General features: G+C 62.8%; 28 protein-coding genes and 2 tRNA genes. 10 read left to right on the forward strand and 20 right to left on the reverse strand.

Annotated elements, in window-relative coordinates:
* Positions 1-16: 16 nt before the first annotated feature.
* Positions 17-1,696: an MFS transporter gene (locus CAL18_RS10305; RefSeq protein WP_026638289.1), complete on the forward strand. Its 1,680-nt coding sequence runs from the start codon at positions 17-19 to the stop codon at positions 1,694-1,696.
* A 409-nt stretch (positions 1,697-2,105) separates the two neighbouring features.
* Here CAL18_RS10305 and CAL18_RS10310 read toward each other — a convergent pair whose 3' ends face one another.
* A complete protein-coding gene (locus CAL18_RS10310; RefSeq protein ID WP_026638290.1) occupies positions 2,106-2,324 on the reverse strand; it encodes a hypothetical protein in 219 nt (72 codons plus the stop codon).
* A 147-nt stretch (positions 2,325-2,471) separates the two neighbouring features.
* Between CAL18_RS10310 and CAL18_RS10315 the strand changes: the two genes are divergently transcribed.
* On the forward strand, positions 2,472-3,371 hold the full coding sequence (locus tag CAL18_RS10315; RefSeq protein WP_026638291.1) for a recombination-associated protein RdgC: 900 nt from the start codon (positions 2,472-2,474) through the stop codon (positions 3,369-3,371).
* A gap of 44 nt (positions 3,372-3,415) precedes the next feature.
* On the opposite strand, the gene CAL18_RS10320 is transcribed toward CAL18_RS10315, so the two are convergent.
* The 4 genes from CAL18_RS10320 to CAL18_RS10335 all read right to left on the reverse strand — a co-directional run bounded on the left by CAL18_RS10320 (position 3,416) and on the right by CAL18_RS10335 (position 5,859).
* Complete coding sequence (locus CAL18_RS10320) at positions 3,416-4,708, reverse strand: aspartate carbamoyltransferase (protein ID WP_026638292.1); 1,293 nt, start codon at positions 4,706-4,708, stop codon at positions 3,416-3,418.
* Between the two features lie 73 nt (positions 4,709-4,781).
* On the reverse strand, positions 4,782-5,210 hold the full coding sequence (locus tag CAL18_RS10325) for a hypothetical protein (RefSeq protein WP_094796295.1): 429 nt from the start codon (positions 5,208-5,210) through the stop codon (positions 4,782-4,784).
* A complete protein-coding gene (locus CAL18_RS10330) occupies positions 5,189-5,620 on the reverse strand; it encodes a BPTD_2524 family lipoprotein (protein ID WP_026638293.1) in 432 nt (143 codons plus the stop codon). Before CAL18_RS10330 ends, CAL18_RS10325 begins: the two co-directional genes overlap by 22 nt.
* A gap of 110 nt (positions 5,621-5,730) precedes the next feature.
* Positions 5,731-5,859 carry an entericidin A/B family lipoprotein gene (locus CAL18_RS10335; protein WP_094796420.1) on the reverse strand — a complete coding sequence of 43 codons (129 nt, stop codon included), beginning with the start codon at positions 5,857-5,859 and terminating at the stop codon, positions 5,731-5,733.
* A gap of 178 nt (positions 5,860-6,037) precedes the next feature.
* Here CAL18_RS10335 and CAL18_RS10340 point away from each other — a divergent pair, with 178 nt between their 5' ends.
* Entirely contained in the window at positions 6,038-6,406 is a 369-nt protein-coding gene (locus CAL18_RS10340) for a hypothetical protein (protein WP_026638295.1), read from the forward strand.
* Positions 6,407-6,420: 14 nt separating this feature from the next.
* On the opposite strand, the gene CAL18_RS10345 is transcribed toward CAL18_RS10340, so the two are convergent.
* Positions 6,421-6,768: a hypothetical protein gene (locus tag CAL18_RS10345; protein WP_026638296.1), complete on the reverse strand. Its 348-nt coding sequence runs from the start codon at positions 6,766-6,768 to the stop codon at positions 6,421-6,423.
* A 168-nt stretch (positions 6,769-6,936) separates the two neighbouring features.
* Positions 6,937-7,013: transfer RNA gene (locus tag CAL18_RS10350), tRNA-Met, on the reverse strand.
* A 513-nt stretch (positions 7,014-7,526) separates the two neighbouring features.
* Between CAL18_RS10350 and CAL18_RS10355 the strand changes: the two genes are divergently transcribed.
* A complete protein-coding gene (locus CAL18_RS10355) occupies positions 7,527-8,963 on the forward strand; it encodes a PLP-dependent aminotransferase family protein (RefSeq protein WP_094796293.1) in 1,437 nt (478 codons plus the stop codon).
* Between the two features lie 140 nt (positions 8,964-9,103).
* Here the strand turns inward: CAL18_RS10355 and CAL18_RS10360 are convergent, their stop codons facing one another.
* Complete coding sequence (locus CAL18_RS10360; RefSeq protein WP_038851907.1) at positions 9,104-9,349, reverse strand: hypothetical protein; 246 nt, start codon at positions 9,347-9,349, stop codon at positions 9,104-9,106.
* 71 nt (positions 9,350-9,420) lie between these two features.
* Here CAL18_RS10360 and CAL18_RS10365 point away from each other — a divergent pair, with 71 nt between their 5' ends.
* Both CAL18_RS10365 and CAL18_RS10370 read left to right on the forward strand, forming a co-directional pair.
* Positions 9,421-9,879 carry an Lrp/AsnC family transcriptional regulator gene (locus CAL18_RS10365; RefSeq protein WP_170940318.1) on the forward strand — a complete coding sequence of 153 codons (459 nt, stop codon included), beginning with the start codon at positions 9,421-9,423 and terminating at the stop codon, positions 9,877-9,879.
* 77 nt (positions 9,880-9,956) lie between these two features.
* On the forward strand, positions 9,957-10,271 hold the full coding sequence (locus CAL18_RS10370) for a hypothetical protein (protein ID WP_094796291.1): 315 nt from the start codon (positions 9,957-9,959) through the stop codon (positions 10,269-10,271).
* Positions 10,272-10,367: 96 nt separating this feature from the next.
* Here CAL18_RS10370 and CAL18_RS10375 read toward each other — a convergent pair whose 3' ends face one another.
* Positions 10,368-10,961: a BPSL1445 family SYLF domain-containing lipoprotein gene (locus tag CAL18_RS10375; protein ID WP_026638301.1), complete on the reverse strand. Its 594-nt coding sequence runs from the start codon at positions 10,959-10,961 to the stop codon at positions 10,368-10,370.
* 359 nt (positions 10,962-11,320) lie between these two features.
* Here CAL18_RS10375 and CAL18_RS10380 point away from each other — a divergent pair, with 359 nt between their 5' ends.
* Positions 11,321-12,085, forward strand: a complete 765-nt coding sequence (locus CAL18_RS10380; RefSeq protein WP_094796290.1) for an IclR family transcriptional regulator — start codon at positions 11,321-11,323, stop codon at positions 12,083-12,085.
* 182 nt (positions 12,086-12,267) lie between these two features.
* On the opposite strand, the gene CAL18_RS10385 is transcribed toward CAL18_RS10380, so the two are convergent.
* On the reverse strand, positions 12,268-13,053 hold the full coding sequence (locus CAL18_RS10385; RefSeq protein WP_094796289.1) for an alpha/beta fold hydrolase: 786 nt from the start codon (positions 13,051-13,053) through the stop codon (positions 12,268-12,270).
* A 143-nt stretch (positions 13,054-13,196) separates the two neighbouring features.
* Here CAL18_RS10385 and CAL18_RS10390 point away from each other — a divergent pair, with 143 nt between their 5' ends.
* Both CAL18_RS10390 and CAL18_RS10395 read left to right on the forward strand, forming a co-directional pair.
* Complete coding sequence (locus CAL18_RS10390) at positions 13,197-13,667, forward strand: MarR family winged helix-turn-helix transcriptional regulator (protein ID WP_094817805.1); 471 nt, start codon at positions 13,197-13,199, stop codon at positions 13,665-13,667.
* A 140-nt stretch (positions 13,668-13,807) separates the two neighbouring features.
* Positions 13,808-14,044 (forward strand): CrpP-related protein, encoded by a 237-nt coding sequence (locus CAL18_RS10395; RefSeq protein WP_038851908.1) that lies wholly within the window; start codon positions 13,808-13,810, stop codon positions 14,042-14,044.
* Here the strand turns inward: CAL18_RS10395 and CAL18_RS10400 are convergent.
* A complete protein-coding gene (locus CAL18_RS10400; protein ID WP_170940319.1) occupies positions 14,041-14,823 on the reverse strand; it encodes a lipopolysaccharide kinase InaA family protein in 783 nt (260 codons plus the stop codon). The genes CAL18_RS10395 and CAL18_RS10400 overlap by 4 nt on opposite strands.
* A 290-nt stretch (positions 14,824-15,113) precedes the next feature.
* On the opposite strand from CAL18_RS10400, the gene CAL18_RS19700 reads away from it, so the two are divergent.
* Entirely contained in the window at positions 15,114-15,263 is a 150-nt protein-coding gene (locus CAL18_RS19700) for a hypothetical protein (RefSeq protein WP_094796286.1), read from the forward strand.
* A 66-nt stretch (positions 15,264-15,329) separates the two neighbouring features.
* On the opposite strand, the gene CAL18_RS10410 is transcribed toward CAL18_RS19700, so the two are convergent.
* The 9 genes from CAL18_RS10410 to CAL18_RS10450 all read right to left on the reverse strand — a co-directional run bounded on the left by CAL18_RS10410 (position 15,330) and on the right by CAL18_RS10450 (position 25,130).
* Positions 15,330-15,860 carry a lipocalin family protein gene (locus CAL18_RS10410; protein WP_094817807.1) on the reverse strand — a complete coding sequence of 177 codons (531 nt, stop codon included), beginning with the start codon at positions 15,858-15,860 and terminating at the stop codon, positions 15,330-15,332.
* A gap of 75 nt (positions 15,861-15,935) precedes the next feature.
* The gene (locus CAL18_RS10415; protein ID WP_094817808.1) at positions 15,936-16,301 is read right to left on the reverse strand and encodes a hypothetical protein; all 366 of its coding nucleotides are present in this window, start codon (positions 16,299-16,301) and stop codon (positions 15,936-15,938) included.
* A 197-nt stretch (positions 16,302-16,498) separates the two neighbouring features.
* Positions 16,499-16,577, reverse strand: a tRNA-Ile gene (locus CAL18_RS10420).
* A 6-nt stretch (positions 16,578-16,583) separates the two neighbouring features.
* Positions 16,584-18,863, reverse strand: coding sequence for an RNA polymerase sigma factor RpoD (rpoD, locus tag CAL18_RS10425; RefSeq protein ID WP_026638307.1), 2,280 nt, complete (start codon positions 18,861-18,863; stop codon positions 16,584-16,586).
* A gap of 521 nt (positions 18,864-19,384) precedes the next feature.
* Positions 19,385-21,448, reverse strand: a complete 2,064-nt coding sequence (gene dnaG, locus CAL18_RS10430) for a DNA primase (RefSeq protein WP_094817809.1) — start codon at positions 21,446-21,448, stop codon at positions 19,385-19,387.
* 21 nt (positions 21,449-21,469) lie between these two features.
* The gene (gene rpsU / locus CAL18_RS10435; protein WP_006218592.1) at positions 21,470-21,682 is read right to left on the reverse strand and encodes a 30S ribosomal protein S21; all 213 of its coding nucleotides are present in this window, start codon (positions 21,680-21,682) and stop codon (positions 21,470-21,472) included.
* 249 nt (positions 21,683-21,931) lie between these two features.
* Positions 21,932-22,489 carry a phosphoribosyltransferase gene (locus CAL18_RS10440; RefSeq protein WP_026638309.1) on the reverse strand — a complete coding sequence of 186 codons (558 nt, stop codon included), beginning with the start codon at positions 22,487-22,489 and terminating at the stop codon, positions 21,932-21,934.
* A gap of 112 nt (positions 22,490-22,601) precedes the next feature.
* Positions 22,602-23,897 (reverse strand): adenylosuccinate synthase, encoded by a 1,296-nt coding sequence (locus tag CAL18_RS10445; RefSeq protein ID WP_038851909.1) that lies wholly within the window; start codon positions 23,895-23,897, stop codon positions 22,602-22,604.
* A gap of 75 nt (positions 23,898-23,972) precedes the next feature.
* Positions 23,973-25,130, reverse strand: coding sequence for an ATP phosphoribosyltransferase regulatory subunit (locus CAL18_RS10450; RefSeq protein WP_026638311.1), 1,158 nt, complete (start codon positions 25,128-25,130; stop codon positions 23,973-23,975).
* Between the last annotated feature and the right edge of the window lie 124 nt (positions 25,131-25,254).

The following is a 25,254-nucleotide window of genomic DNA, read 5'->3' on the forward strand; positions in this document are numbered from 1 at the left end:
GAAACGAGGAGACACTATGAGCACAGCATCGCTGGCCGACGGCGGCCCATCGGCAGGCCCCCGCGCCATGACCAAAGAAGAACGGCGTGTCATATTCGCGTCGTCACTCGGGACGGTCTTCGAGTGGTACGACTTTTACTTGTATGGCTCGCTGGCAGGCGTCATCGCCATCCACTTTTTCTCTGGCGTCAATCCCACCGCAGCTTTCATTTTCGCGCTTCTGGCATTTGCCGCCGGCTTTGCCGTCCGGCCCTTCGGCGCATTGGTGTTCGGCCGCCTGGGTGACCTGGTCGGGCGCAAATACACATTCCTGGTCACCATTGTGATCATGGGCCTGTCCACCTTCCTGGTGGGCGTGCTTCCCAGTTACGCCAGTATCGGCATCGCGGCCCCCGCCATCCTGATCGGGCTGCGGCTGCTGCAGGGCCTGGCGCTCGGCGGCGAATACGGCGGCGCAGCCACCTACGTGGCAGAGCACGCGCCGCAAGGTCGGCGCGGCGCGTACACGGCCTGGATCCAGACCACGGCCACGTTGGGGCTGTTCCTGTCGCTGCTGGTCATCATGGGTGTGCGCGGCGTAATGTCCGAAGAAGCCTTCCGCGACTGGGGCTGGCGCATTCCGTTCCTGATCTCTGTGGTGTTGCTGGGCATCTCGGTCTGGATCCGCCTGCAGCTCAACGAATCGCCCACCTTCAAGCGCATGAAGGAAGAAGGCCGCGGTTCGAAGGCTCCGCTGACCGAATCGTTCGCCCAATGGAAGAACCTCAAGGTCGTCATCATCGCCCTGCTGGGGCTGACCGCCGGCCAGGCAGTGGTGTGGTACACGGGCCAGTTCTATGCGCTGTTCTTCCTGACCAAGACGCTGCAGGTCGACGCGAACACCGCGAACATCATGATCGCCATCGCGCTGCTCATCGGCACGCCGTTCTTCCTGATATTTGGCGCGCTGTCGGACCGCATCGGCCGCAAGCCCATCATCATGGGCGGCTGCCTCATCGCCGCGCTGACGTATTTCCCGCTGTTCCAGGGGCTGACTCACTTTGCCAACCCGGCGCTCGAAAGGGCACAGGCCACGGCGCCCGTTACCGTCGTCGCCGATCCCGCCACTTGCTCGTTCCAGTTCAACCCGGTGGGCACGGCCTCGTTCACCAGCTCGTGCGATGTGGTCAAGTCGTTCCTGGCCGCCAACTCGGTGAACTACTCCAACGAAGCAGCTCCGGCCGGATCGGTGGCCAAGGTACGCATCGGCAATGATGAGTTCACGTCGTTCGAAGGCACGGGCATGTCGGCCGACGAGTTCAAAGCCAAGTCGGCAGAGCTCAAGACCTCACTGACCACGGCGATCCGCGACCACGGCTATCCCGCGAAGGCGGACCCCGCGCAGATGAACAAGGTCATGGTGGTCGTGCTGCTGACAATCTTGGTGATCTTTGTCACGATGGTGTACGGCCCCATTGCCGCAATGCTGGTTGAAATGTTCCCCACGCGCATCCGCTACACCTCGATGAGCCTGCCCTATCACATCGGCAATGGCTGGTTCGGCGGGTTCCTGCCGCCGGTGGCCTTCGCGATCGTTGCGGCAACCGGAAACATCTACGACGGCCTGTGGTACCCGATTATCATCGCCGTCATGACCCTGGTAATCGGCACCCTGTTCGTACGAGAAACCAAGGACGTCGATATCAACGCCGAATAACGGTTCCCCCGCCAGGCAGGACTGCTGCAACTGTCTGGCTCTTCAAAGCTCCTTCGGGAGCTTTTTTTTTGCGTACTGGACGGCGCCGCGTCGGTGGGCAGCGACAAGCAGGCGCCAGCGTGGGGAAGCGGGGAAAAAGCCGCTGCGGAATTCAGGCCCCTGTCAGACCTTCGGGATTAGACTGCGGGCTCAGAATAAGGTCTTGCACCGCATTTGCGCACTGTGATCCCTGTCCGCAAATAGCAGGGCCTGTTTTCTGACGCCGATGCCGCGCACCCCGCGAGCCTTTTTTGGCGCGGCATCGGTTGACCTTCCCGGGCCCGGCTTTCTCAAGCCGGGCCTTTTTTTTTGCCGCCGCGTTGCGCGGCGGAATACGGATAGCGATGCCCCGGGGCGCGCGCCCCGGGCGTCAACGGCGGCGTCCCAGGCCGACCACCAGCACGCCCACGACAATGGCCGCAATGCCCGCCCAGGTCGGCACGGATACCGACTTCTCGGTTTCCGCCGTTGCCTTGACCGAGCCGATCTGCAGCACCGTTTCTTCGCTGGTGTAGTTGAACCCCTTGTACACCAGTGCCGCAGCGCCCAACGCGATGAGCACGATTCCTACGATAGTCGCCGGTTTCATTGTGGTGTCCTTCTTATGGTTGACGTCGGCCGGAAGATACCGGAACCCCCGGCCACTGTCAGTGACAGAACGTGTCGTGTCAACCCGGAACCACACCAAGGCGACGACGCCGTCACTCGTATAGAATCAACCCTTTTGCCCGACGCCATGTGGTTCAAGAATCTCAAGATCTACCGCCTCTCTTCGCCTTGGACACTAACCGGCGAACGGCTTGAAGAAAGCCTCGCCCGGCATGCATACCAGGCCGGCAACAACCTCGAAATGCAAAGCCTGGGCTGGATTTCGCCACGCGAAAATGCGGCACTGTCGCATACGGTGAACCAGCAAATCCTTTTGAGCATGCGGGCCGAAAAGAAGCTGCTGCCCAGCACGGTCATCAACCAGGTGGCGCGCGCCCGGGCCCAGGAAATCGAAGAACAACAAGGCTACAAGCCGGGTCGCAAGCAAATGAAGGAAATCAAGGAACGCGTCACAGACGAGCTCCTGCCCAAGGCCTTCAGCATCTACCGCGACACCCGCGTCTGGATCGACCCCGTCAATCATTGGCTGGTGATCGATGCGGCAGCGTCGGCCAAGGCCGATGAGATCATCGGCTTGCTGGCCAAGACCATCGATCCCCTGCCTCTCGAAAACCTGTACGTGGCGCAATCGCCGGCCGCGGCCATGACCGGCTGGCTGGCCGCCGACGAGGCGCCCGTGAACTTCAGCATCGACCAGGACACCGAACTGCGGGCGTCCGGAGAAAGCCGCGCAGCCATCCGCTACGTGAAGCACACCATCGATACCGACGACGTACGGCGCCATATCCAGGCTGGCAAGCAGTGCACCCGGCTGGCCATGACGTGGGCCGACCGCGTGTCGTTCGTGCTGACCGAATCGCTGGATATCAAGCGCGTGGCGCCGCTTGACGTACTCAAGGAAGGATCCGACACCGTCATGCAAAATGACGATGAGAAATTCGATTCCGACATGGCGCTCATGACAGGCGAGCTGGCCAAGCTGCTGGCCGACCTGACGCAAGCGCTGGGCGGCGAAAAACGCATCTGACACGCACTGGCGGCAGGCCGCAGCCTGCCGCTAGTGTGATGGGTTCATTCCAGGCCGTGAAAGGCCGAATCGTCGGGGCCGACGTGCGACGGATGCTTCCAGGTGACGTCGCGCATTGAATGCTGCACCAGCCCCTCTACCCCCAGCAGCACCGCAAAAATCGCCATACGGACGGGAATGCCATTGTCTGTCTGGCGGAAAATGGCCAGCCGCGAGTCCACATTCAGGTCCACACTCAAATCGTTGGCGCCGGGGCGGCTGTCGCGCGGCAACGGATGCATGACGATCGTATCGGGCCCGCAATACGTATCGATGGTGGCGCGGCTGATCTGGAAGTCCGGCGTATAGCCTTCGCTTTCTTCGTTGGCAAAGCGCTCTTTCTGCACCCGCGTGGCATAAATGACGTCGGCGCCGGGCAGGCCTTCAGCAAGGGAGCTCTTCTGCTCGATCACATTGCCATTGCGTGTGGCCTTCTCGATGATATAGGCGGGCATCTCCAGGCCCGGCGGGGAAATCAGCGTGATCTTCAGGCCTTTGTACAGTGACAGCAGCTTGATCAGCGAATGCACGGTGCGGCCGTATTTCAGGTCGCCGACCACCGCGATGTGTGCGCCATCCAGCAGCTTTCCGAGCCGTGAAAATTCGGTAAGGATCGTGTACAGGTCGAGCAGCGCCTGGCTGGGATGCTCGCCGGGGCCGTCGCCGCCATTGACCACTGGTATGTTCGTCGCGCGCGCGAACTCGGCAACCGACCCCTGGTCGGGGTGGCGCACCACCATGACGTCTACGTAGCCGCTCATCACGCGGCTCGTGTCGTAGATCGATTCGCCCTTGGCCATGGACGAGAAGGTAAAACCCGTCGTGTCGCACACGGAGCCACCCAGGCGGCAAAAGGCCGAGCCGAAGCTGACACGGGTACGGGTACTCGCTTCGAAGAACAGGTTGCCCAGCACTGCCCCTTCGAGCACCCGCGACACCTTCTGTCGGCGGGCAATAGGTTGCATCATGTCGGCCACACGGAACAGATCTTCGACTGATTCCCGCGAGAACTGGTCCACGGACAACAGCTGATGCTTGCCGTCTACGGCAATGCGCTCCCGCAGCGGCCCCCCTTGTACGCTTTGCGTATATTTTTGCAGCAGGGCATCATTTTGTACGATTTCGCTGACGAAGCGTTCCACCACGTCGGGCATCGCACGGTATTCCTGCGACCCTTCAGGCAGCAACCAGGTATCGAGCGCGCGGCGCTTGACGCCGATGCGCGTCGCGAACACGTCGCGCGTAAGGTTCAACCTGCGCATGGCGTCGCGCAGAAAAGCTTGCTGGGAGATGGACATTGCTGGCCCCGGGGCTGGTTAATATACGCAATGCGCATATTAATCCTGCTGTTTTACCGCCGGCAAGCAATTTTCATAGAACTGTGGCGCTTGCAGCAAAAACGGCGCCCATGGAGTCGCCGCCCATATCCAGGCCCAGCGCCGCAGACCACCAGCACCCTGCTGCGAAGGCCAAGAGCCCCATGACATAGAACAGGCCGCCGACGCCTGCGGCCATGCGTATGCCCCGCCGCGTGCGCCCGCCACAGCAGGCCAGCTGGGCGCCCGCCCAGCACAGCAAAGCCAGGCCGCAAGCCAGGACACCCGAAAGAAACATGGCGAGCGGCATGCTCAGGTCCGGAGGCGCCACGTCGGCCCCCAACACCCCCAGGCTGAATCCCACTTCGGCCAGTGCGCCGATGGCGTTCAGGCCGCCAAGCCAACGCGTCGCAGAGCTTAGCAGCGCATAAGCTGTACCGCAGGGCCTGACCGACGCCGACGCTAGTTCTCCAGCGGCCGGCATACAGGGGTGGCACTTTGAATTGACGCTTTGGCGGCCTCGACCTCTGCCGCGTCCCAGGGCGCGCCGCCCAACACCAGCACAGTCACCTGCGAAGTAGCCGGCCCGTCGGCCTGCGCACGGATGATTTCGAGAATTTTCGCGGGCTCAGTCTTTTTGTAGACCCGGATTTCGTTTGGCGCACCCTTCTGGCCCAGGCTGTGGTGCGATTGGTAGACCACGCCGTAGGGATGACGCCGCTGTTCGTGGCACACACGGACGAATTCGCCGGCACGGCGATATGCCGCCTCAAAGTCGGCGCGCACCGGGAACGTTGCGGTGGCCCCTGGCGGGTCGCCTGACAATAGCCCCTTGCTGGCGCAGCCGCTCAACACAACTGCGATAGTCAGTCCTGCCAGGGTCAAGATGCGCATGGGTGTTCCTGCCGTATTGGTGCAATGTCGGCATTATGCATCACACACGAAGCGCTGGCCGGAACCGGCATGCCCGCCGCTCCGCCGGGGCGACGGACATGCGCGGCACCCTACTCGGCGGCTTTCTGGATGTTCTCCCCGCCACGTTCGATGTCTTTGCCGGCGCCCGCAATCGTATTGCACCCCGCCGAAACGGCTGTAATGGCGAGCAGGACAGCAAGCAGAATTCTGTTCCTCATGGTTTTCTCCTTGGCAAAGTGGGCGATGTGACCAGGCACGCCGCGGCCGGACTGCAGTATGCCGGCCGCAGTAATCATGCACCGTTTCCGGGCAAACTGCCAATTGGGCTGGCAGCCGGCGCGCCGGGCGCGGGCCGGCCGCCCCACACCTGGACGCCGCGATGGTATAGGATGGGGCATGCACAAGAAATCACCGCCTGGGCCCGCCTCTGGCGCCAACCCGACCTGGGGCTGGCAGCAGCCTGACTGCCGCGGCCAGGCCGCACTGGCTTTGTTTATTGATGATCTGCACCGGGTGTTGCAGGCCCACGCAGCCCAGCAAATGGTGGCGACCACGCCGCTGGCGGCGGCACAGGAACAAGTGGACGCTTTGCTGGCCAACTATATCGCCTCGGGTAAAGCGCCCGACATTTTCAACGGCCAGACTGTCACGCTGAAAGAAGGTGTCGACCGCGACGGCGTATCGCATATTGTGCCGATTTTCTCTGCACACCTGAAAAAGGCGCTGCTGGCAATGCTGCATCGCCCCGGCAGCAGCGCGTCGTAGCTGCCTAGGGCATTTCAGATGTTTGCGCCATGCTGGGCCGCCGGCTGCATCGGGCCGTTCCAGGGCGCGGCTTCGAGCGACAGACGCGTTTCCTGGAAGCCGTCCAGGCCTTGCCGCAGCAAGCCGCTTTGCAACGCCTGCCCTACCGCACGCCGGCACAGGGTTTCGAAATCGTCGGCCAATGACTGAAACGCGCCGTCGGGTATGCGTAGCCGCAAATTGGCCACTGGCTGCGGCTCGCCGGCGTGACCGATATGCACGTGCGCCGGATAACCGTGCGGGCACCACACCGCCACGTAATACCTGCCTTGCGGTCCGATATCGGCGATATAGCCTGGGTGATCATATTTGGCAGTGCCCATGGCGCGTCTCCTGGAGATCCATCGATCGGCTCAGGCATGGTATCCGATGCGATCGGTCTGCGGAAGATGGGCGGCGAGCCGTCGGGATCCTGGACACAACGGTTGCGCACCAATGCGGGCGCACCATACAAAAACCCCGCTGCATGGCGGGGTTTTTGTATGAAAAACTGGTTGCGGGGGCAGGATTTGAACCTACGACCTTCGGGTTATGAGCCCGACGAGCTGCCAGACTGCTCCACCCCGCGTCTGATGAATGGAATCATACCATATTTCGCCAGGCGCCGCTTTACGCCGGCCCACCAGGCACGCATGCGCGATGCCGGAGACAGGCATAGCAACATGGCATCGGCGTCAGCGCTCAGCCGCAACAATCCGGCACGGTCAAACAGATAGATTTCTCCGGGGTGCATCGTGACGTCGACGATGCGCTGTGGAACCTGCTCGAGACCGGGCAGTTCCACCCTGCGGCGTACCCGGCCGCCGGCACAGACGATAATGGCGCCATCCTGCCCCCACACGGTCTGCGTGGCGCCGCGCGGCAGGTAAATCTGGCGACCGTTCTGAAAACACGGTGGGGCCATGAGGCGCTCCACATGAGTTGATGACATGCATTCAGCTTACGTATGGAATGCACGCCCAACCAGACACACGCCACGCCTTTCTGTATCGCAACAGACAGCGGAAACCCCATCTGTTATGGTGCCTTTTTGTGGAAACTGTGCCTTATACGGCCCCCAGCCCGGGCGCAAGATACGCGCATGGACGCCCAACCTTTATATCAGCGCCTGGCCGACCATTACCGGCGCGCCATCCAGAGCGGTGTGCTCGCCCCCGCCGAACGCATTCCTTCCGTGCGCAGTCTCGTGCGCACCCATCGGGTCAGCCTTTCCACGGCGTTGCAGGCGTGCCGGCAACTTGAAAGTGACGGCCTGATCGAGGCGCGTCCCCGGTCGGGATATTTCGTGCGGCCACGGCATCGCGCGGCCACCCTGCCCGCCAAAGAACCCGACCCCAATCGCCCGCTGGATCCCGCCAGTTTTGTGGGCATTCACGATCGTGTTTCCGACTTCATCGCCAAATGCGAGCGCCACGCCACGCCATTCGACTTCGCGCTGGCCGCCGCATCGCCCGCGCACTACCCCGCTGACGCACTGAAGCAGGCAATGATGCGGGCGCTGCGCCAACACCCCGAGATGCTGGTCAAGCGGGTGCCGCCGCTGGGGCATCCCGACTTGCGCGCCGTACTGGCCCGTCGCGCCCTGGAAGTCGGCATGAACCTGGACCCGGACGAAATCGTCATCACGCACGGCTGCATCGAAGCCCTGAACCTTGCTCTGCGGGCAGTAGCCCGGCCCGGCGACACCATCGCGGTGGAATCCCCGGTGTATTTTGGCTTGCTGCAAGTGCTCGAAAGCCTGGGCCTGCGGGCGCTTGAGATTCCTACCAGCCCGCAGCACGGCATCTCGGTCGACGCGCTTGAGCTGGCCTTGCAGACGCACCCCCGGTTGCGCGCCGTGGTGGTCGTTCCCAACTTCCAGAATCCGTTGGGCTGCGTCATGCCCGACAATGAGAAAGCGCGCCTGGCGGCGCTTTGCGAGCGGCAGCAGGTGGCCGTCATAGAAGACGACACGTACGGATCGCTGTGCGACGACGGCCAACTGCGGCCGGCCGTCAAGGCGTGGGACCGAACCGGCAACGTCATCTACTGCGCGTCCATGCACAAGACGCTCGCCCCCGGCATGCGCCTGGGGTGGATGAGCGGCGGCCGCTGGAGCTCCCGGGTCGCCATGCTGAAGTTCGCCCAAAGCCGCCCCAACGAACCGCTGGCGCAGGCGGCCGTGGCCGAATATATGGGCTCGAAGGCGTACGACCGCCACATGAACCGGCTACGCCTGCAGCTGAAGCGGCAACGCACCAGGGTTGCCGAAGCCATCGGAGATTATTTCCCGCCCGGCACGCGCATGAGCCTGCCGGTAGGCGGCATGCTGCTCTGGGTGGAACTGCCCGGCAGGCGCAGCAGCGACCAAATATTCGAGCTGGCGTTGGCACAGGGGATACGCACCGCGCCCGGGACGATGTTTTCGAACTCCGGCCGCTATGGGCATTTCCTGCGGCTGAGCTGCGGCTCGGACTATACGTCGCGCATGGACGCGGCCATGCGTACCCTGGGCGCCATCGTGGCGGCGGCGCGCTGATGGACGCGCCAGTCACGATTTGACCGGTTTAACCAAGGGCTTGTCACAAAAGGATAATTCTTGGCTTTGCCCAAGCTATCCCAAGACTTGTCCACAGAAGTTGTGAGTAAAGTATGCGGGTCGCCCTGGTAGCGGCTGCGCTACTTCAGGGCGCCCAGCACGGCTTCGCGCACGCTCTCGAAACCGGCCACATATTGCGGGTTCTCGGACCTGGCCAGCAAGCTGGAATATTGCTGCTCGAGCTGCCCCTCGATGGCTTCGCGCAGGCCGGGCGACGCCTTGGCCACTTGCAGCACCGAAGCCAACACGCCATTGAGCGCGTCGATCCGCCCGCCCTGGTGGGAAATCGTATGCACGATGACGGCAATTTGTTCCTGAATGTCCATATAGCACCTCGCAAATTTCACTATTGCGGCGCATGCTAGCATGCGCGAAAGCGCGACACTGCCCTGCCCTGATGATCGATAAACTGGACGCCACCGACCGAAAGTTGCTCAGCCTGCTGCAGGCCAACGCCCGCGAACCGGCAGCCATACTGGCGCGCAAGCTGAAACTTGCCCGCAGCACCGTCGTGGGCCGGCTGGCACGCCTGGAACGGGATGGCGTCATTGCCGGCTACGGCGTGCGGCTGGGCCGCCGGCTCGAAGACGCCGCCGTGCGAGCGTATTGCTTTATCAGCGTGCTGCCCAAAACGCCGGCGGCGGTCATCCGCGAGCTGGCTCGTATCCCGGAGGTCGAGGAAGTCTCATCGGTGAGCGGGCCGTTTGATTATCTGGTGTTCTTGCGCTGCGAGACACACGAGCAGCTTGACGATCTATTGGATCACATCGGCCTGATCGAGGGCGTCAAGCAGACGCAGACGTCTATCGTGCTCAGCCGCAAACTCGACCGCCGCAACGCCATCGCGCCGGATTGAAACCACAAAGGGCGCCAGGCTTGCGCAACGGACCCTGGCTGCTTTGTAATAGCGCTGAACACACATCCGGAATTCGCATGCTGCTACGTTATTTACCTGGTGCATTCGCGCTGAGCCTGCTTGGCGCCTGCGCCAGCATGAGCCAGACGGTTGCCACGGGCAACGATACTTACCGCGTCACCTATAACGCCGGCGCCAAGTGGCAAACGTGGGTTGAAGTCAAGAATATCGCGCGGCAGCAGGCCGAAGCGCATTGCGAGTCGATGGGCAGGCGTCTGTCGCAGCCTCGTGTCACGTCCAACCACGCTACTGGCCTGTTGCCCAAAGAAGCCACGATAGACTTCACCTGTATAGACAAGGCGGCTCCCCAGGGCAATACGAGCGGGTCTTAGGGCGATTGCGCCGCCGCCGGCGCGGCGCATTCCCGCATCCGGCAGGCTGGCCGGATGCGGACTGAACAACAGCACGCGATTGCGTGCCGGCGGGCGTCAGAGATCCAGCTTGGCGATCTTCGTGCCATCAATGGACACGCCGGCCATGAGGCCCGCGTTGTTCATGACGAAGCCGACAATAGGCTGGCGCACCGTATTGCTGTCGATATTGCCGTTGGCGCCGATGTTGGCGACGGCCACCGTGGCGTCCGCCCCTACCGTCCAGCCATTGCTGTTGCGGAATTTCTGCAGCGCGTCGTCGGTCATGAACAACAGGACGATCGCCTTGGATTGCGCGCCGGCCTGAAAGCCGATGGATCCACCGGTGGTGCTGAAGTAGCCGGCATTCGAACCGCCCACCCGCAACACACCCTTGCCGTGTTCTGCCCCCACGACGAAGCTGGCGCTCAACACCGACGGGAAAATCAGCACACCCTTGGCACGCGCAACCAGATCCTTGGCCTGCGGCGAGGTTTCATACAAACGGGTCAGCGTCGCGTCGGCGCCGCTGTTGATTTCGTCGCGCTGCTCTGCCGCACTGGCGGCAGTGTGGGGCGAGGTCACCGTGCAGCCAGTAAAAGCCACCCCCGCAAAGGCGAGGGTCATTGCCGCCAGGGCGGTGCGGCGCAGTTTGCGTTGTGTAGAAACCATGGGACGCTCCTATTGTTATTCACGGTGAGTCCACTGTACCTGCCCCCTTCGCTACAAACCGTGCACACAAGCAATACAAATCTGCCAATTGCAACCAGGCAATGCGCGGGCGCCTGGTAGCGCCACCCACGTTGCCTGTCGTTACGTTGAGGCGTCCGGGTGGACGAGCGACGGCGTATGGGTGCGGCCGTTCCCATATCAATGCCGTGTGATCGAACATCGATAAAATTCATTGAATTACGATTATCATGTATCGCAACTGCATAGTGATCGAACGGCGAACGCCTCTTTCGTAGTGCTAACATCGCGCCACGTTTCGGGCACCTTCCGCCTTGCCCGCGCATACTGGACCCACGCTTATGGCCGAATCCTCCCTCTTCATCCAATCCCTGGAAAAGGGCCTGGACGTTTTGCAGGCTTTCCGCAGCAGCGAGACGCTGAACCTGCGCGAGATCGCCCAGGCGTGCGGCATTACCAGCGGGTCGGCGCAGCGGGTGGCATATACCCTGGAACAATGCGGCTATTTGAAGAAAGACCCGCACAGCAAGCGCTACCGCGTCACAGTGAAGGCGGTGGACCTGAGCTACAGCTATCTGGCGCGTGAACCGTTGTTCCAGAATGCCCACGCCGTGCTCCACCAACTGAACCAGGAATGTGGCGAAATCGTCAACCTTTCGGTGCCTGGCGATGACGGCCATATGGTGTTCGTCATGCGCGTGCCCACCTCGAAACACATCCCGGTGTATATGCCGGTAGGCAGCCGCATTCCCATGCACGCATCCGCCTCGGGGCGCGCGATACTGGCGCACTTGCCACCGGATGAGCTCGATCGCACCTTGGCCGGCGCGACCATGCAAAAACACACACCACACACGACCACCGACCTGACCGCCGTGCGGCAACTTATCGACGAAGCGCGCGAGAACCGGTACGCATACGCAGACGAGGAATTTTTCCAGGGCGACGTCAATGTGGCGGCCGCGGTGCTGGACCAGGACGGCAGGCCCATGGCCGCCATCAACATTTCGGTGCCCAAGCCACGATGGACGGTCGAACGCGCACGTCAGGACCTGGGACCGCTGGTGGCGCGCGCGGCGCGGGCGATCAGCAAAAACGCTAATTGATCTGCCGCAATGAAAGCCGACGAATCTGGCGGCCCAACGAACACAGCGCCAACGGTTCGTTTATCTTAGCTCCTGTGTGAAGCACCTTCTCTCTCCAGGTACTACGCACACATCTTGGTAATGCTTTTCGCCCCGCCCGGCTTGCCGCGCGGGGCGTTTTTTACGCCAGGACAACCACATGTCTAGCGCTTGGACGACACGCTGCGCGCCGCACGATCGATGGTGTCAGCCACCGCCAGCGGTTGCGTCAGGAATGGCACATGGCTGGCGTCGACCTCGGTGATTTCCGCACCAATGCGCAGGGCGGTCTGTCGCAGAAGTTTTGGATCGATGGCCTTGTCCTGCGTGGCCACCACGGCCCAGCTGGGCTTGTGCCTCCAGGCGGCCTGGGTTACAGGCGTGTCAAAGATTTCCATATTGATGGGCACCTGCGAATCGCGCAGAAATGCCGCATCGGCATCGGTGGTGTCGTTGGCGAACCCCAGCTTGAACTTCTCGAGATTGACAAAGCCATACCCGTCTTTCCCCGTCTCGATGACGAACTCGGGGGGCGCGGGAATATCCTTGAACTGCGCGCCAGTGGATTCGCCCACATCGGGGGCCAGGGCCGACACGTATACCAGGCCGGCCACCTTGGGGCTGTTGCCCGCTTCGGTGATCACGGTGCCGCCATAAGAATGACCCACCAGGATGGCAGGGCCTGACTGGCGATCCAGTATGCGCGTCGTGGCGGCTACGTCATCGGCCAGCGAAGTCAGGGGGTTTTGCACAATGCTTACGCGGTAGCCACGCGCCGTCAGAATGGCGTGCACGCTGCGCCAGCCGGAGCCATCGGCAAAGGCTCCGTGCACCAGCACAACATGGCGGACGGCCTGGGTGTCGGGAATAACTTCGCCGGCTTGCGTCGCGCCCACGGCCGAGAGGCTGGCGACTGCCGCGCTGGCGGCGATAACAGATTTGATCTTCATGGGATAGGTTCCTTGTGAATTCGCGATAACTGTTATCGCGATATGCAAATACTACCGCTGGCGCTCACACATGTAAAGCATAAATTTTGCCGCGATAAATATTCTGCCGTCGTGCTATGCTGATTTGATCTCGGAGTTACGCAATGACACACGCTAAAGTACAGGCGCCGCCACCGCTGGACGACCAGCTTTGCTACGCCGTCTATTCCGCCGGCATTGCCATCCAGCGCATCTATAAGCCCCTGCTCGACCAGATGGGGCTGACCTATCCGCAATATCTGGTGCTGAATGTGCTGTGGCGACAAGACGAGCAGACGGTGGGCGACATCGCCCAGGGTCTGGCGTTGGAATCCAGCACAATCACGCCCCTGCTCAAGCGCCTGGAAGCCGCCGGCCTGCTCAGGCGCCAGCGCAATCCGGCCAACGAACGCCAGGTAGTCGTGGCGCTGACAGAGCAAGGCAGGCAATTGCGCAACACGGCCGGCTGCCTGGGCGAATCGCTGTTGAGCGCCTCGGGGCAGTCGCCGGCGCAGCTGGCCGACCTGAATCAGCAGATCCGTCAACTGCGGGATGCGCTCTACGGCCATCTGGAAGCCTGGAAGCCGCCCGCCTGACGGGGCCGGTTGCACGGCATCGGCTGCGGCCTTAGTAAAACGTCGTCATCCGCACTAGTATCCTGGCGCCTTCCCAATGCGGCGGCGCAGAGGCATGCTCACGCCTGCGCAACTCGAGCCTGGTTAACCAGGCGTTATTCATGAATACCGAAATCTGGCAACTGGGTGCACAAGCGGCCCGCGCCGGCCTGGACTTGCTGGATTGCCCCTATTACCGGGCCGCCAACCTGCCCGGGCATACCGGTGAATCCATACGTGTGTGGCAAGCCAAGGTACAGGCCTGGGAAGCGGGCTGGCACGCCGTGGCCGATGGCAGGAACAATCCCGAACTCCCCGAACCTGCAGCGCCAGAAGATTTGCCGGACCGCTCGCGCTAGGACGACGCGCGGGGTGTTCCGCGGCCCTCGGTTGACGCTTGCGTCGGCACCGACGCGCCGGCCGCCCCCGGCTCGCGCAGCGCCGGCACACCCCGCAACCGCAGGTTGGCCAGCCCGGTCAATCCCTGGTAGTACCGCAGAAACTCTGCCCGCTCCGATTCCGGCACGCCCATGTCGATCAATGAGCGCCACAGACGCCCCAGGTCAGACTGCGCCGCCCATCGCACCGACCCTGCATAACGGGAAACCTCCCAGTCCAGCAGGACCACATCCACCGATGGCGCGGTGCGCACGAAGATCTCTTTAGGATACAGATGCCCGTGCTTGCGTCCCGCCATGTGCAGGGGAGCAAGCATTGCGGCCAGCGCCAGCAACACGGTGCGACGCTGTGCGGCGGTCCACCCCGCATGACGCAGCTGATGCTCGAGACTGGCGTAGTTCTCGAGCGCGCGCGTTACCAGCACTGCTTCCCAACCTTCCTGGCCCCGGCGCATGTCAAAGAACACCGGGGCGGCCACGGGGATGCCCAGTGCAGCACAGCGCCTCAGATTCAACCATTCGCGCAACAAAGTCGGCCGCCCCGTCGGGTAGCGCAAGCTGCGATAAAGGTGATTTGTCTGGCGTTTGACGTAATAGGCCGTGCCGGTGCGCGCATCGGTTACGCGATGAACGCCGCTGAAGCCGTTGCGCCGTACGTTGGGCGGCTCGACCCATTCGCCTTCGGCGTCCCACCAAGTACACCCGGCAGGCGCGACTGCCATCGTTTCCCAGGTCAACACGCGCGTCCCCTCCCGCTCTGCGTTCGCCGATCCGCAGGACATCTCGAATCATGGCGAATATAAATGTTTCATTTCAATGACAATTATTAAACGGAGGGGCGTAGATGGCAACGCATTGCGCTTGGGGGATGAAGCGATGAGCGCAACGGCGCGCTGGCGTTGCATGGCTGCCACGCCAACGCTATAGAACGCACGGGCCCGCCGCGCCATTCGAATAGTTACAACCTTATCGACTCAGGCGCGTTCCGCCGGCCTACACTGGCGCCGGTTTTACTGTTGAAGGGTCGTAGATGAAGAAAATCTGTACGTTATTGGTATTGTTGGGCGCGCTGGCCGGGTGCGCGGTGTACACGCCCGATGGCGCGGTCATTGTGGATCCGCATGGCGGCGGCGGCGGAGGCTTCTGTCCGCCCGGGCAGGCCAAGAAAGGCAACTGCTAGTAAAGAACCGCCGTCTGCGAGCAGGCTTGCGCCAACGCGGACGGCGGGCGCGCTATAGACGGTGAGTTACCGAATGGCTTTTTCCACCGGAAAGCCCAGCGACCCGGCATGGTCTAGCAGCTGTTGCACTTTTGCTGGGTCGGCCTGCTTGTCGCGTGACAGCACCCACAGGTAATTGCGATCCGGCGTGCCTACCAACGAATACTGGTAGTTATCGTCGAGCTTGATGATCCAGTAGTCCCCCCACACCCAGGGTATCCAGGACGTCCATTCCGGTGCGAAACGCACCTCGAGCCGGGCCGGATCCCGTGGCTCTATCGACGGGTTCAACCGCCCTTCGGCATGCGCCACCTTAGTGCCGTTGCTGGCCGTTTTGCACTGATTGGTGACGCTAAGCGTGCCGTCCGGCTGCACGGCGTAGTCGGCCTGCACGTCCGACACACAGTCGTCCTGGAAACGATTCGGCAGGCGGGATTGCTCGTACCAAGTGCCGGCGTACTTGTTGAGATCGACGCCGGATTGTGTGGGCAGGCTATCGGGCGTGGTGCTGCACCCTGCCAATACCGAGACCAGCGAAAGCGCGAAGATCCTTCTCATGGCGATATTCCAAGTGGAGTCAGTTTCAGAATACCGGGGAATCTTCGCGCATAGTATGCGCTGGGCCACCGAATATTACCGGGAATTACCACACCGAGGCTTCGGGCAGGTGCCATGTCGCTCTGCTGACCCACCCCCTTGCTGATACCGGCTCGCCACCATGTTGGCTACCGTATCTGCCACTGCCCGGCGAAACAATTCCCGTTGCAACTTGCGGGTACGGCACCATAGCGCTACACACAACACCGGAAACACCAGGGCCGTCGACAACAACAGTTCGTCGAGCTCCACGTGTTCGAACGGCTCCATTAACTGGCCGAGCAGCTCACAGGCATCCCATGTAGAGAACAGTCGATAGACCAGCCAATACACGCCCAGGCCGACGAATCCACGCTCACCCCACCCGCGCCAGGCATTACGCAGCTTGGCGACTATGACCATGACAAACCTCCAACTTGATCAATTTCGCAAACGTGTGCGCAAAAAATTTCAAATAGTACCAGAAGATACACAATGTATACGGTTGGACGTCCGCCGATCGCACTCTGGACGCGCTTGGATACCAAGCGCCGGATCCAGCCAAGAACATACGGGCAATAAAAAACGGGTTGCGGAAAATTCCGCAACCCGCACCATGGTGGTAGGCCCCCTCGGAGTCGAACCGAGCACCAACGGATTATGAGTCCGCTGCTCTAACCAAGCATGAGCTAGAGGCCCTGAAAACTACTGCCCTTCCAGGAAACTCTTAAGCTTATCTGCTCGGCTCGGGTGACGCAACTTGCGCAGTGCCTTGGCTTCTATCTGGCGAATGCGCTCGCGAGTGACATCGAACTGCTTGCCGACTTCTTCGAGCGTCTGGTCGGTGCTCATTTCGATACCGAAACGCATGCGCAGCACCTTGGCTTCGCGCGGCGTGAGGGAGTCGAGCACTTCCTTGACGACGTCGCGCATGGAGCCGTGCAGCGCCGCATCCGAAGGCGCCAGCGTGGACGTGTCTTCGATGAAATCGCCCAGGTGCGAATCGTCGTCGTCACCAATGGGCGTTTCCATTGAGATCGGCTCTTTGGCGATCTTCAGGATCTTGCGGATCTTGTCTTCCGGCATGTCCATCTTCTGCGCCAGCGTCGCGGGATCGGGCTCGGCGCCGGTTTCCTGCAGGATCTGACGGCTGATCCGGTTCATCTTGTTGATCGTTTCGATCATGTGGACCGGGATGCGGATGGTACGCGCCTGGTCGGCGATGGAACGCGTAATGGCCTGGCGAATCCACCACGTGGCGTACGTAGAGAACTTATAGCCGCGGCGGTATTCGAACTTGTCGACGGCCTTCATCAGGCCGATGTTGCCTTCCTGGATCAGATCGAGGAACTGCAGGCCCCGGTTCGTGTACTTCTTGGCAATGGAGATCACCAGACGCAGGTTGGCCTCGGTCATTTCACGCTTGGCCTTGCGGGCCTTGGCCTCGCCGGTGGCCATGCGCTTGTTGACATCTTTGAGGTCTTTCAACGGAAGCACAACGCGCGTCTGCAGGTCGATGAGCTTCTGCTGCAGCTCTTGTACGGCAGGCACGTGGCGCTCGAGCGTCTCGGAATACGGGTGGCCGCCGGCGACTTCCTGCAGCACCCAGTCGAGATTCGTCTCGTTGCCCGGAAACGCCTTGATGAAATGGCTGCGCGGCATGCCGGCGCGATCGACGCAGGTATGCAGCACGGCGCGCTCGAGCTGACGCACCTCTTCGACCTGCGCACGCAGTGTATCGGCCAGCTTCTCGACCATCTTGGCCGTGAAGCGGATGCCCATCAGTTCGTTCAGGATGGTTTCCTGCGCCTGGATGTAAGCGTCGGACTTGTATCCGTCGCGCTCATACGACTGGCGCATTTTTTCGAACTGCTTGGTGACGATGTCGAACTTCGCAAGCGCCTTGACGCGCAGGTCTTCCAGCTGCTTGCTGGACATGCCGCCGGCCGGGCCGTCGTCGTTTTCGTCATCGTCGGCAGCCACGCCCGCGCCGGCGTACTCTTCGCCGTCTTCCGGATCGACCAGGCCATCGACGACTTCGTCGATCTGGGCCTGACCTTCGCGTACCCGGGTAATGTGCGCCAGGATCTCGTTGATGGTGGTCGGGCATGCCGAAATCGCCATCACCATGTGCTTCAGGCCATCTTCGATGCGCTTGGCAATTTCGATTTCACCTTCGCGCGTAAGCAGCTCAACCGAGCCCATCTCGCGCATGTACATGCGGACGGGGTCGGTGGTGCGGCCGAAGTCGGAATCGACGGTGGTGAGCGCGGCTTCGGCTTCGTCCTCGACGTCGTCGTCGTTGGAGGCCACCGGCGCGTTTTCGCTCATCAGGAGCGTTTCGGCATCAGGCGCCTGGTCGTAGACCGAGATGCCCATGTCGCTGAACGTGCTGATGATGCCGTCGATAGCTTCGGCATCGACCAGGTCGTCGGGCAGATGGTCGTTGATTTCGCCGTAGGTCAGGTAGCCGCGGTCTTTGCCGAGCTTGATGAGCTGCTTGAGGCGGTTGCGGCGGGCTTCGTACTCTTCGGGCGTAACGGGGCCGCGCGCGATCAGGTCCTTGGGATCGGCCTTGCCCCGCTTGCCGCCGCGCTTGGGCGGCTTGAGATCGGGCAGCACTTCGCCTTCGCCGTCCATCGAATCGTCGAAGGCGTCGTTGTCGTTGTTGGCGTTCTTGGCCGGGCGGCCCGGACGGCGCCCGCTGGACGGACGCGCACCACCGCCGACCAGGTCGGCCAGCTTGTCCTCGGCCTTCTTGGCGCGTGCGGCCTTGACCTTTTCAGGCTTGTCGGCGGCCGCGGCCGACTTCGCTGCCTTCTTGGCGGCCGTTTTCGTGGCCGTTTTTGCCGCCGTCTTCGAGACCTTCACTGCCGCCTTGGCAGGCGCCTTTTCCGCCGCCTTGCTGACAACACGCTTGGCCGCCTTGATCGGCGTGTCTACCGTATCGTCCGCAGGGGAGGTTTTGCCTGAGTTTCTGGTCATAGTCGCTTCCGTGGTCGTCGCAACCCGTAATGGGGCACTTGCACCGCAATCGCGTTTGCGTACGCCTTGGCGCCGCAACTTGGCAATGCGGGTAAAACCGGCAAGCAGGCTGAAGCCGCGTGCGCCGCGTTGGTCGCGGCGCGGACCCGGTCGGGCCCCACCGGTGCTTCTTCTGGCTGCGTCGCCCAAAAGCACCGGGTATCGCGGGTTCGTTGCGACGGGTTTCCCGGGCGTTGCGGAAGCTGCCTTGCCTGCGACAGGCTCTGCCAGCTTGAAGGGCCCCTGCCCCAAGCTGCTGCGATAGTCGCAGCTCCACATACAAACGCCACCGGCTGAACAACCGCCGAACTGCGCAACTTGCCACCTAATTGTAACAAACGGCCGGCCGCCGCATACCGCGTCGGCATGTTGCATGCCTGACACGCCGCGCCTGCGGGCCGACCAGCCGTAAAAATGTATTGTCGGTATTTGTCCGAATGTGTAAGGGAAAAACTACCGGAAAACCCTTGATTCTACCGCATTTAGCGTAGCCCACCACTTTTTAAGACCGCCATGCGCGCAGACAGTTCCTGGTAGCGCTGCCGGGCGTCGTCGGAATCGAGGCCGCTCGCGGCAAGCTGCGCCATTTCGGCTCGCGCCGACTCAAACTCGATACGGCGCAGGGCGTCGTCCCATTCGGCCTGGGGCTCGGGCAGGTCTTCCTGGGCGAGCAGATCGGCCCGCAACCCTTTCAGCACCGCCGCCAGGTCCGAATCCGGATCTGCCGCCTGCAACAGCGCGCCCACATGACGCGCGCCCGAAGCCTGCGCCAGCAGAACCAGATCCCTGACCAAACCTAGATGGGGCCCCTTGTCCAGAACTTCAAGCTGCTGGTCGCCCATCCCGTCGACGAGTTCCGGATGCGCCAGCAGCAACGCGAGCAGCCGCTTGGCCAGCGATGGCATGGATCGGCGGCCTTGATAACCACCCACCTCATCGTCACGACGCCCGCGCCATTCGCCCTTGCCTTGCTTGCCGCCCTTCCAGCCGGACTGCCGCCCCTGCCAGTCGCCCTGGCCCCGGCGGGCGCCGGGGCGCCCCGCGGGCGGCGAGTGCCCCGAACCGGCGGGCTCGCCGTCATAGTCGAGCCCAACCGGCTCGTAATCGAAGTCCGGCGGCGGCACATCGTGGAAATCGGGGCCACCCTCAGTGCCTGCGTCTGCCCCCCGGCCGGCCGGCGTCGAAACCGGCTGGACAGCGGGGGCAGCCCCAGCGGGGGCCGCCCCAACGGGGGCCGCCCCATACGGCCGCGCTGGCGCCTGCGCCATCAGCTGCGCCATTTCTTCGGGCGTCAGCAGCACCTGGCGCGCCATTTCGCGCTCTATCTGAAGGCGCAGCGCACATTCGGGCATTGCAGCCAGCAGCGGGCGGGCCTCGTGCAGGCAACTGGCGCGCCCTTCGGCTTCGGCCAGATTGTGGCGCGCGCCCAGCTCGTCGAGCAAGAACCGCGACAATGCCATGGCCTCGCCCAACTTTGCGCGGAAAGCCTCGGCGCCGAGTTCGCGTACGTACGAGTCCGGATCGTGTTCGGCGGGCAGGAACAGAAAGCGAATGGAAATGTCGTCGCGCAGTACCGGCAGGCAGGCCTGCAAGGCCCGCCAGGCGGCGCGGCGCCCTGCCGCGTCGCCATCAAAGCTGAAGACGATGCGGTCGCTGGCGCGCAGCAGCTTCTTGACGTGGTCGGGCGTGGTGGCCGTGCCCAGCGTGGCCACGGCATTGCCGATGCCCTGCTGCGCCAGCCCCACCACGTCCATGTACCCTTCCACCACGACAACCTGGCCTTCCTGGCGGATGGCCTGGCGGGCTTCCCAGAGGCCATAGAGTTCCTGCCCCTTGGAGAACAAGGGGGTCTCCGGCGAGTTCAGGTATTTGGGTTCGCCCTTGCCGATAATGCGGCCGCCGAAACCAATCAGGCTGCCCCGCGCATTGCGAATGGGGAACATCACCCGTTCGCGGAAGCGATCGTAGCGGCGGCCGTCTTCGGATTCGATGACCAGCCCCGCCTCGACCAGCACGGGGTCATCGTATTTGTCGAAGACTTTGGCAAGGCCATGGCGGTCGGTGCCGGACCAGCCCAGCCCGAAGTGTGCGGCGATCTCGCCGGTAAGACCGCGCTGCTTCAGATACTGGATGGCTGCCGGCGACGCACGCAGCTGGCGCAGATAGTGCGCCTGGGCAGCGTCAAGCACCTGGGTATGCCGCGACTCTTCGGCCTTGCGGCGAGCCGATTCGGCCTGCTGGCGCGGGCTGCGCGGTTCTTCGGGGACGGCCATTCCGACCGAGCCGGCAAGCGTGCGCACGGCCTCGGGGAAACTGGCGCCCGTGTGCTCCATCAGGAAAGTGATGGCACTGCCATGAGCTCCGCAACCGAAGCAGTGATAAAACTGCTTGGTGGGGCTGACAGTGAACGACGGGCTTTTTTCGTTATGGAAAGGACAAAGGCCAAGCAGGTTGGCGCCGCCCTTTCTCAGCTGTACATATCGCCCGACCACGTCGACGACGTCGACCCGGGCGAGAAGATCCTGGATGAATGATTCTGGAATCAATAGATTCTGGAATCAGACGGATCAGTACAGGCGGGGAGGCAGCTGCTGGCTACGAATCCGCTTGTAGTGGCGCTTGACGGCGGCGGCGTGCTTGCGCTTGCGCTCGGCCGTGGGCTTCTCGTAGAACTCGCGCGAACGCAGCTCGGTGAGCAAACCGGTCTTTTCGATGGTGCGCTTGAAGCGGCGCAGAGCAGCTTCGAACGGTTCGTTTTCCTTCAGTCGGACAATAGGCATAAAGTGGCAGGCCTGCTTTGGGGTAAACAAAATGGTTGATCACACAGGGCGCTTCGACTGCAAGCCCGGCATGGCTTATTGGGTGATTTTTGTTCTAAACGGCGAAAACGGCAACCGCCAGACCGAAAACCCTTCAACAAGCCACGCCTGTGCGCCCCGGAAACCCCTGCCGGCATTCGCACGCAGTCAAGGGTTTACTGGTAACCCAAGATTCTAACATGCGAACAAGAATTTAGCCATAGAAGTGGGTCAGGAGGGCTGGCGGGGCGATTGCGAACCCTTGCGGATCCAGGCCTCGAGCTGGTGCGGACGCAGGCTGTCGTACTCCTCGAATGGTTGATGTATCCAGGGATTGGTGGGGAGTTTGTCAACGTAGTAATCGGGAGTGGCCTGCGAATGGCCTTTCCACCACAACACGGCGCTGCGCAGTTCGGTGATTTCGGGGAACTGGCGACGCAGGTGCTCCTGAACCCGGTTGAACGTCAGGCCGGTGTCGACCATGTCGTCGACCAGCAACACCCGCCCGGCCGGCGCGCCGCGGGTAATGGTGATGAACTGCGCAATATCGAGTTCGCCCTGCTTGGTGCCGGCCGCTTCGCGGTAGCTGCTGGTCGCCAGGATGCCCAGCGGCACATCGAAGATGCGCGACATGACATCGCCGACACGCATGCCGCCTCGCGCCAGGCAGAGAATCAGGTCGAACGTCCACCCTGACTGGTACACCTGCAGCGTCAAGCGCTCGATAAGGCGGTTGTATCCGTCCCAGGTGATCCACAGGTGGCTATCGTCGTTGGTGGGCGCGCTCATGGTGGCGGGGTCTCCGGAAAATACGAAAAGGCCGCCCACCGGTGTGGCCGGCGGCGGCCTTTCAATGATAACCCGCGCGGCGCCAGGCCTGCAGCGGGCGTCGTCGATGGCGTCAGCCCTTGAGCGGGTGGCGCAGCACAATGGTTTCGTTGCGGTCGGGGCCCGTGGAAACCAGGTCGATGGGAACGCCGCACAGCTCGGCGACCCGCTCGAGGTAGCGGCGGGCAGCGGCGGGCAACTTGGCGTATTCGGTGATGCCGACAGTGGACTCGCTCCAGCCCGGCAGTTCTTCGAGCACCGCCTCGGCCTGCGCGACGGCATGGGCGCCGTACGGCAGCACGTCGCGGAATTCGCCGTTGACGCGGTACCCCACGCCAAGCTGGATGGTTTCCAGGCCGTCGAGCACGTCGAGCTTGGTGATGCACAGGCCGGTAATGCCGTTCAGGCGCACCGAGCGCTTGAGCGCTGCGCCGTCGAACCAGCCGCAGCGACGGGGACGCCCCGTGACCGAGCCGAATTCCTTGCCGATGGTGGCCAGACGCGTGCCGATTTCGTCCACCAGTTCGGTGGGGAAAGGACCGGAACCCACCCGGGTGGTGTAGGCCTTGGTGATGCCCAGGACATAGTCGAGCGACTGGGGACCCACGCCCGCGCCCGCCGAGGCCGCGCCGGCGAGGCAGTTGCTGCTGGTGACAAAGGGGTACGTGCCGTGGTCGACGTCGAGCAGCGCGCCTTGCGCGCCTTCGAACAGCAGGCGCTGCCCGGCCTGCTGCATGGCGTAAAGGTTGCTGGACACATCGCTCACCATGGGAGCGATGGCCGGCGCAAGCGCCATGGCCTGGTCGCGCACCTGTTCGGCCGACACGGCCGGCGCGCCCAGATATTGGGTCAGCACGAAGTTATGGTAGTCGAGCAGTTCGGCGAGCTTTTCGTCAAACAGCTGCGGATTGAACAGGTCTTGCACGCGCAGGGCGCGGCGCGCGATCTTGTCTTCGTAGGCCGGACCGATGCCGCGGCCCGTGGTGCCGATCTTGGCGTCGCCCTTGCGAGCCTCCCGGGCCTGGTCGACGGCAATGTGGTACGGCAGGATCAGCGGGCAGACCTCGGAGATCTGCAAGCGCGAACGCACGTCCAGCCCGGCGGCTTCGAGTTCGTCGATTTCTTTGAGCAGGGCCTCGGGCGACAGCACCACGCCGTTGCCGATGAAGCACGTTACGCCGGGATGCATGATGCCCGACGGAATCAGGCGCAGGATGGTCTTTTTGCCGTTGATCCACAGAGTATGCCCGGCGTTGTGGCCGCCCTGGAAGCGAACCACGCCCTGGACGGACTCGGCCAGCCAGTCAACGATCTTGCCCTTGCCTTCGTCACCCCATTGGGTGCCGATAACCACTACGTTCTTGCTCATGGTACGAATCAATATCGAGTTCTCGGGAAATCTGGAAATTGCCCGCGGCCCCCTGGATACAAGGGGGAGTCAGTTTTACAGCTTTCGGACCGTCCAGGCGCCGTCTTGCAGCGCGAGTTCACGATCACAGACGAATTCGTCCTGGCTTTGCTCGTGACCAGGAAGCACCTGGACCACGATTTCGCCTGCCTTGCGCAATTTGCGCACAGCGTCCACCAGCCCGGCATCCTGCCCCCAGGGCGCGCGGATGGCGCAGGCGGGGCCGGCCGGCGGCAGCCCCCTGGCCAGCTTGCGCAGGTCCAGGCTGAAACCGGTTGCCGGCCGCGCCCGGCCGAATGCACGGCTGACATCGTCGTAGCGCCCGCCACTGACCAGCGCGTCGTGCCAGCCCTCGGCGTACAGCGCAAACGTGACGCCAGAATGGTAGCCATAGCCGCCGATGTCGGCGAGGTCGACGCTCAGCGCCACGCCAGGCATGGCATCGACGATGGCCTGCAGCGCATCCAGGGCTTGTGCCACCCCGGACAGGCCCGGCAATTCGCGACGAGCCTGATCGATGATGTCCGGGCCGCCGTACAGGCCTGCCAGCTTCTGCAGCGCCTGCAGCGTATCCGGACGGATGGCGCAATCAGTGCGCGCGAGCTCGGCCAGCCCGGGAACGTCTTTTTCGCGCAGCCGCAGGACGATCTGCCCTGCGCATGCCGCAGCGGCGGGATCGGCATCCAGGATGGCGCGCACCACGCCGGGGTGGCAGAGATCCAGGCGCGGATGCCGGACACCTGCCGTCGCCACGGTATCAAGCACCAGCGCAAGAATTTCGAGATCGGCCTCGAAGCCGGCATGGCCGTAGATTTCGGCGCCGATCTGCAGCAGCTCGCGACTGGACAGCAGGTCGGCCGGCTGGGCATGCAGCACGTTGCCGCAGTAGCACAGCCGCGTCACGCCCGCCCGGTTGAGCAGGTGCGCGTCGATGCGCGTAACCTGGGGGGTCATGTCGGCGCGTACGCCAAGGGTGCGGCCGGACAGTTGGTCGATGAGCTTACAGGTGAGCAGGTCGAGGTCGCTGCCGGTGCCCGACAGCAACGAATCTATATGTTCGACCAGGGGCGGCGCCACCAACTCGAAGCCATATGTGCGGTACAGATCGAGAAGCTCGCGCCGCAGTTCCTCGATACGCCGGGCCTCGGCGGGAAGCACGTCGGCGAGGCTCTCGGGCAGCAACCAGTTACCCATGGGTTTTACCTGACTTACACCTGAAATGCGTGGGCAACGCCCAAAACAAAAGCGGCTGAAGGGGCGTAAGCCCGCTCAGCCGCTGCGGAATGTTTTCTAGCTTACGCGGTATTGTACATGGTTT

This window comes from Bordetella genomosp. 7 (assembly GCF_002261415.1).
In the GTDB taxonomy this organism is placed as follows: domain Bacteria; phylum Pseudomonadota; class Gammaproteobacteria; order Burkholderiales; family Burkholderiaceae_B; genus Bordetella_A.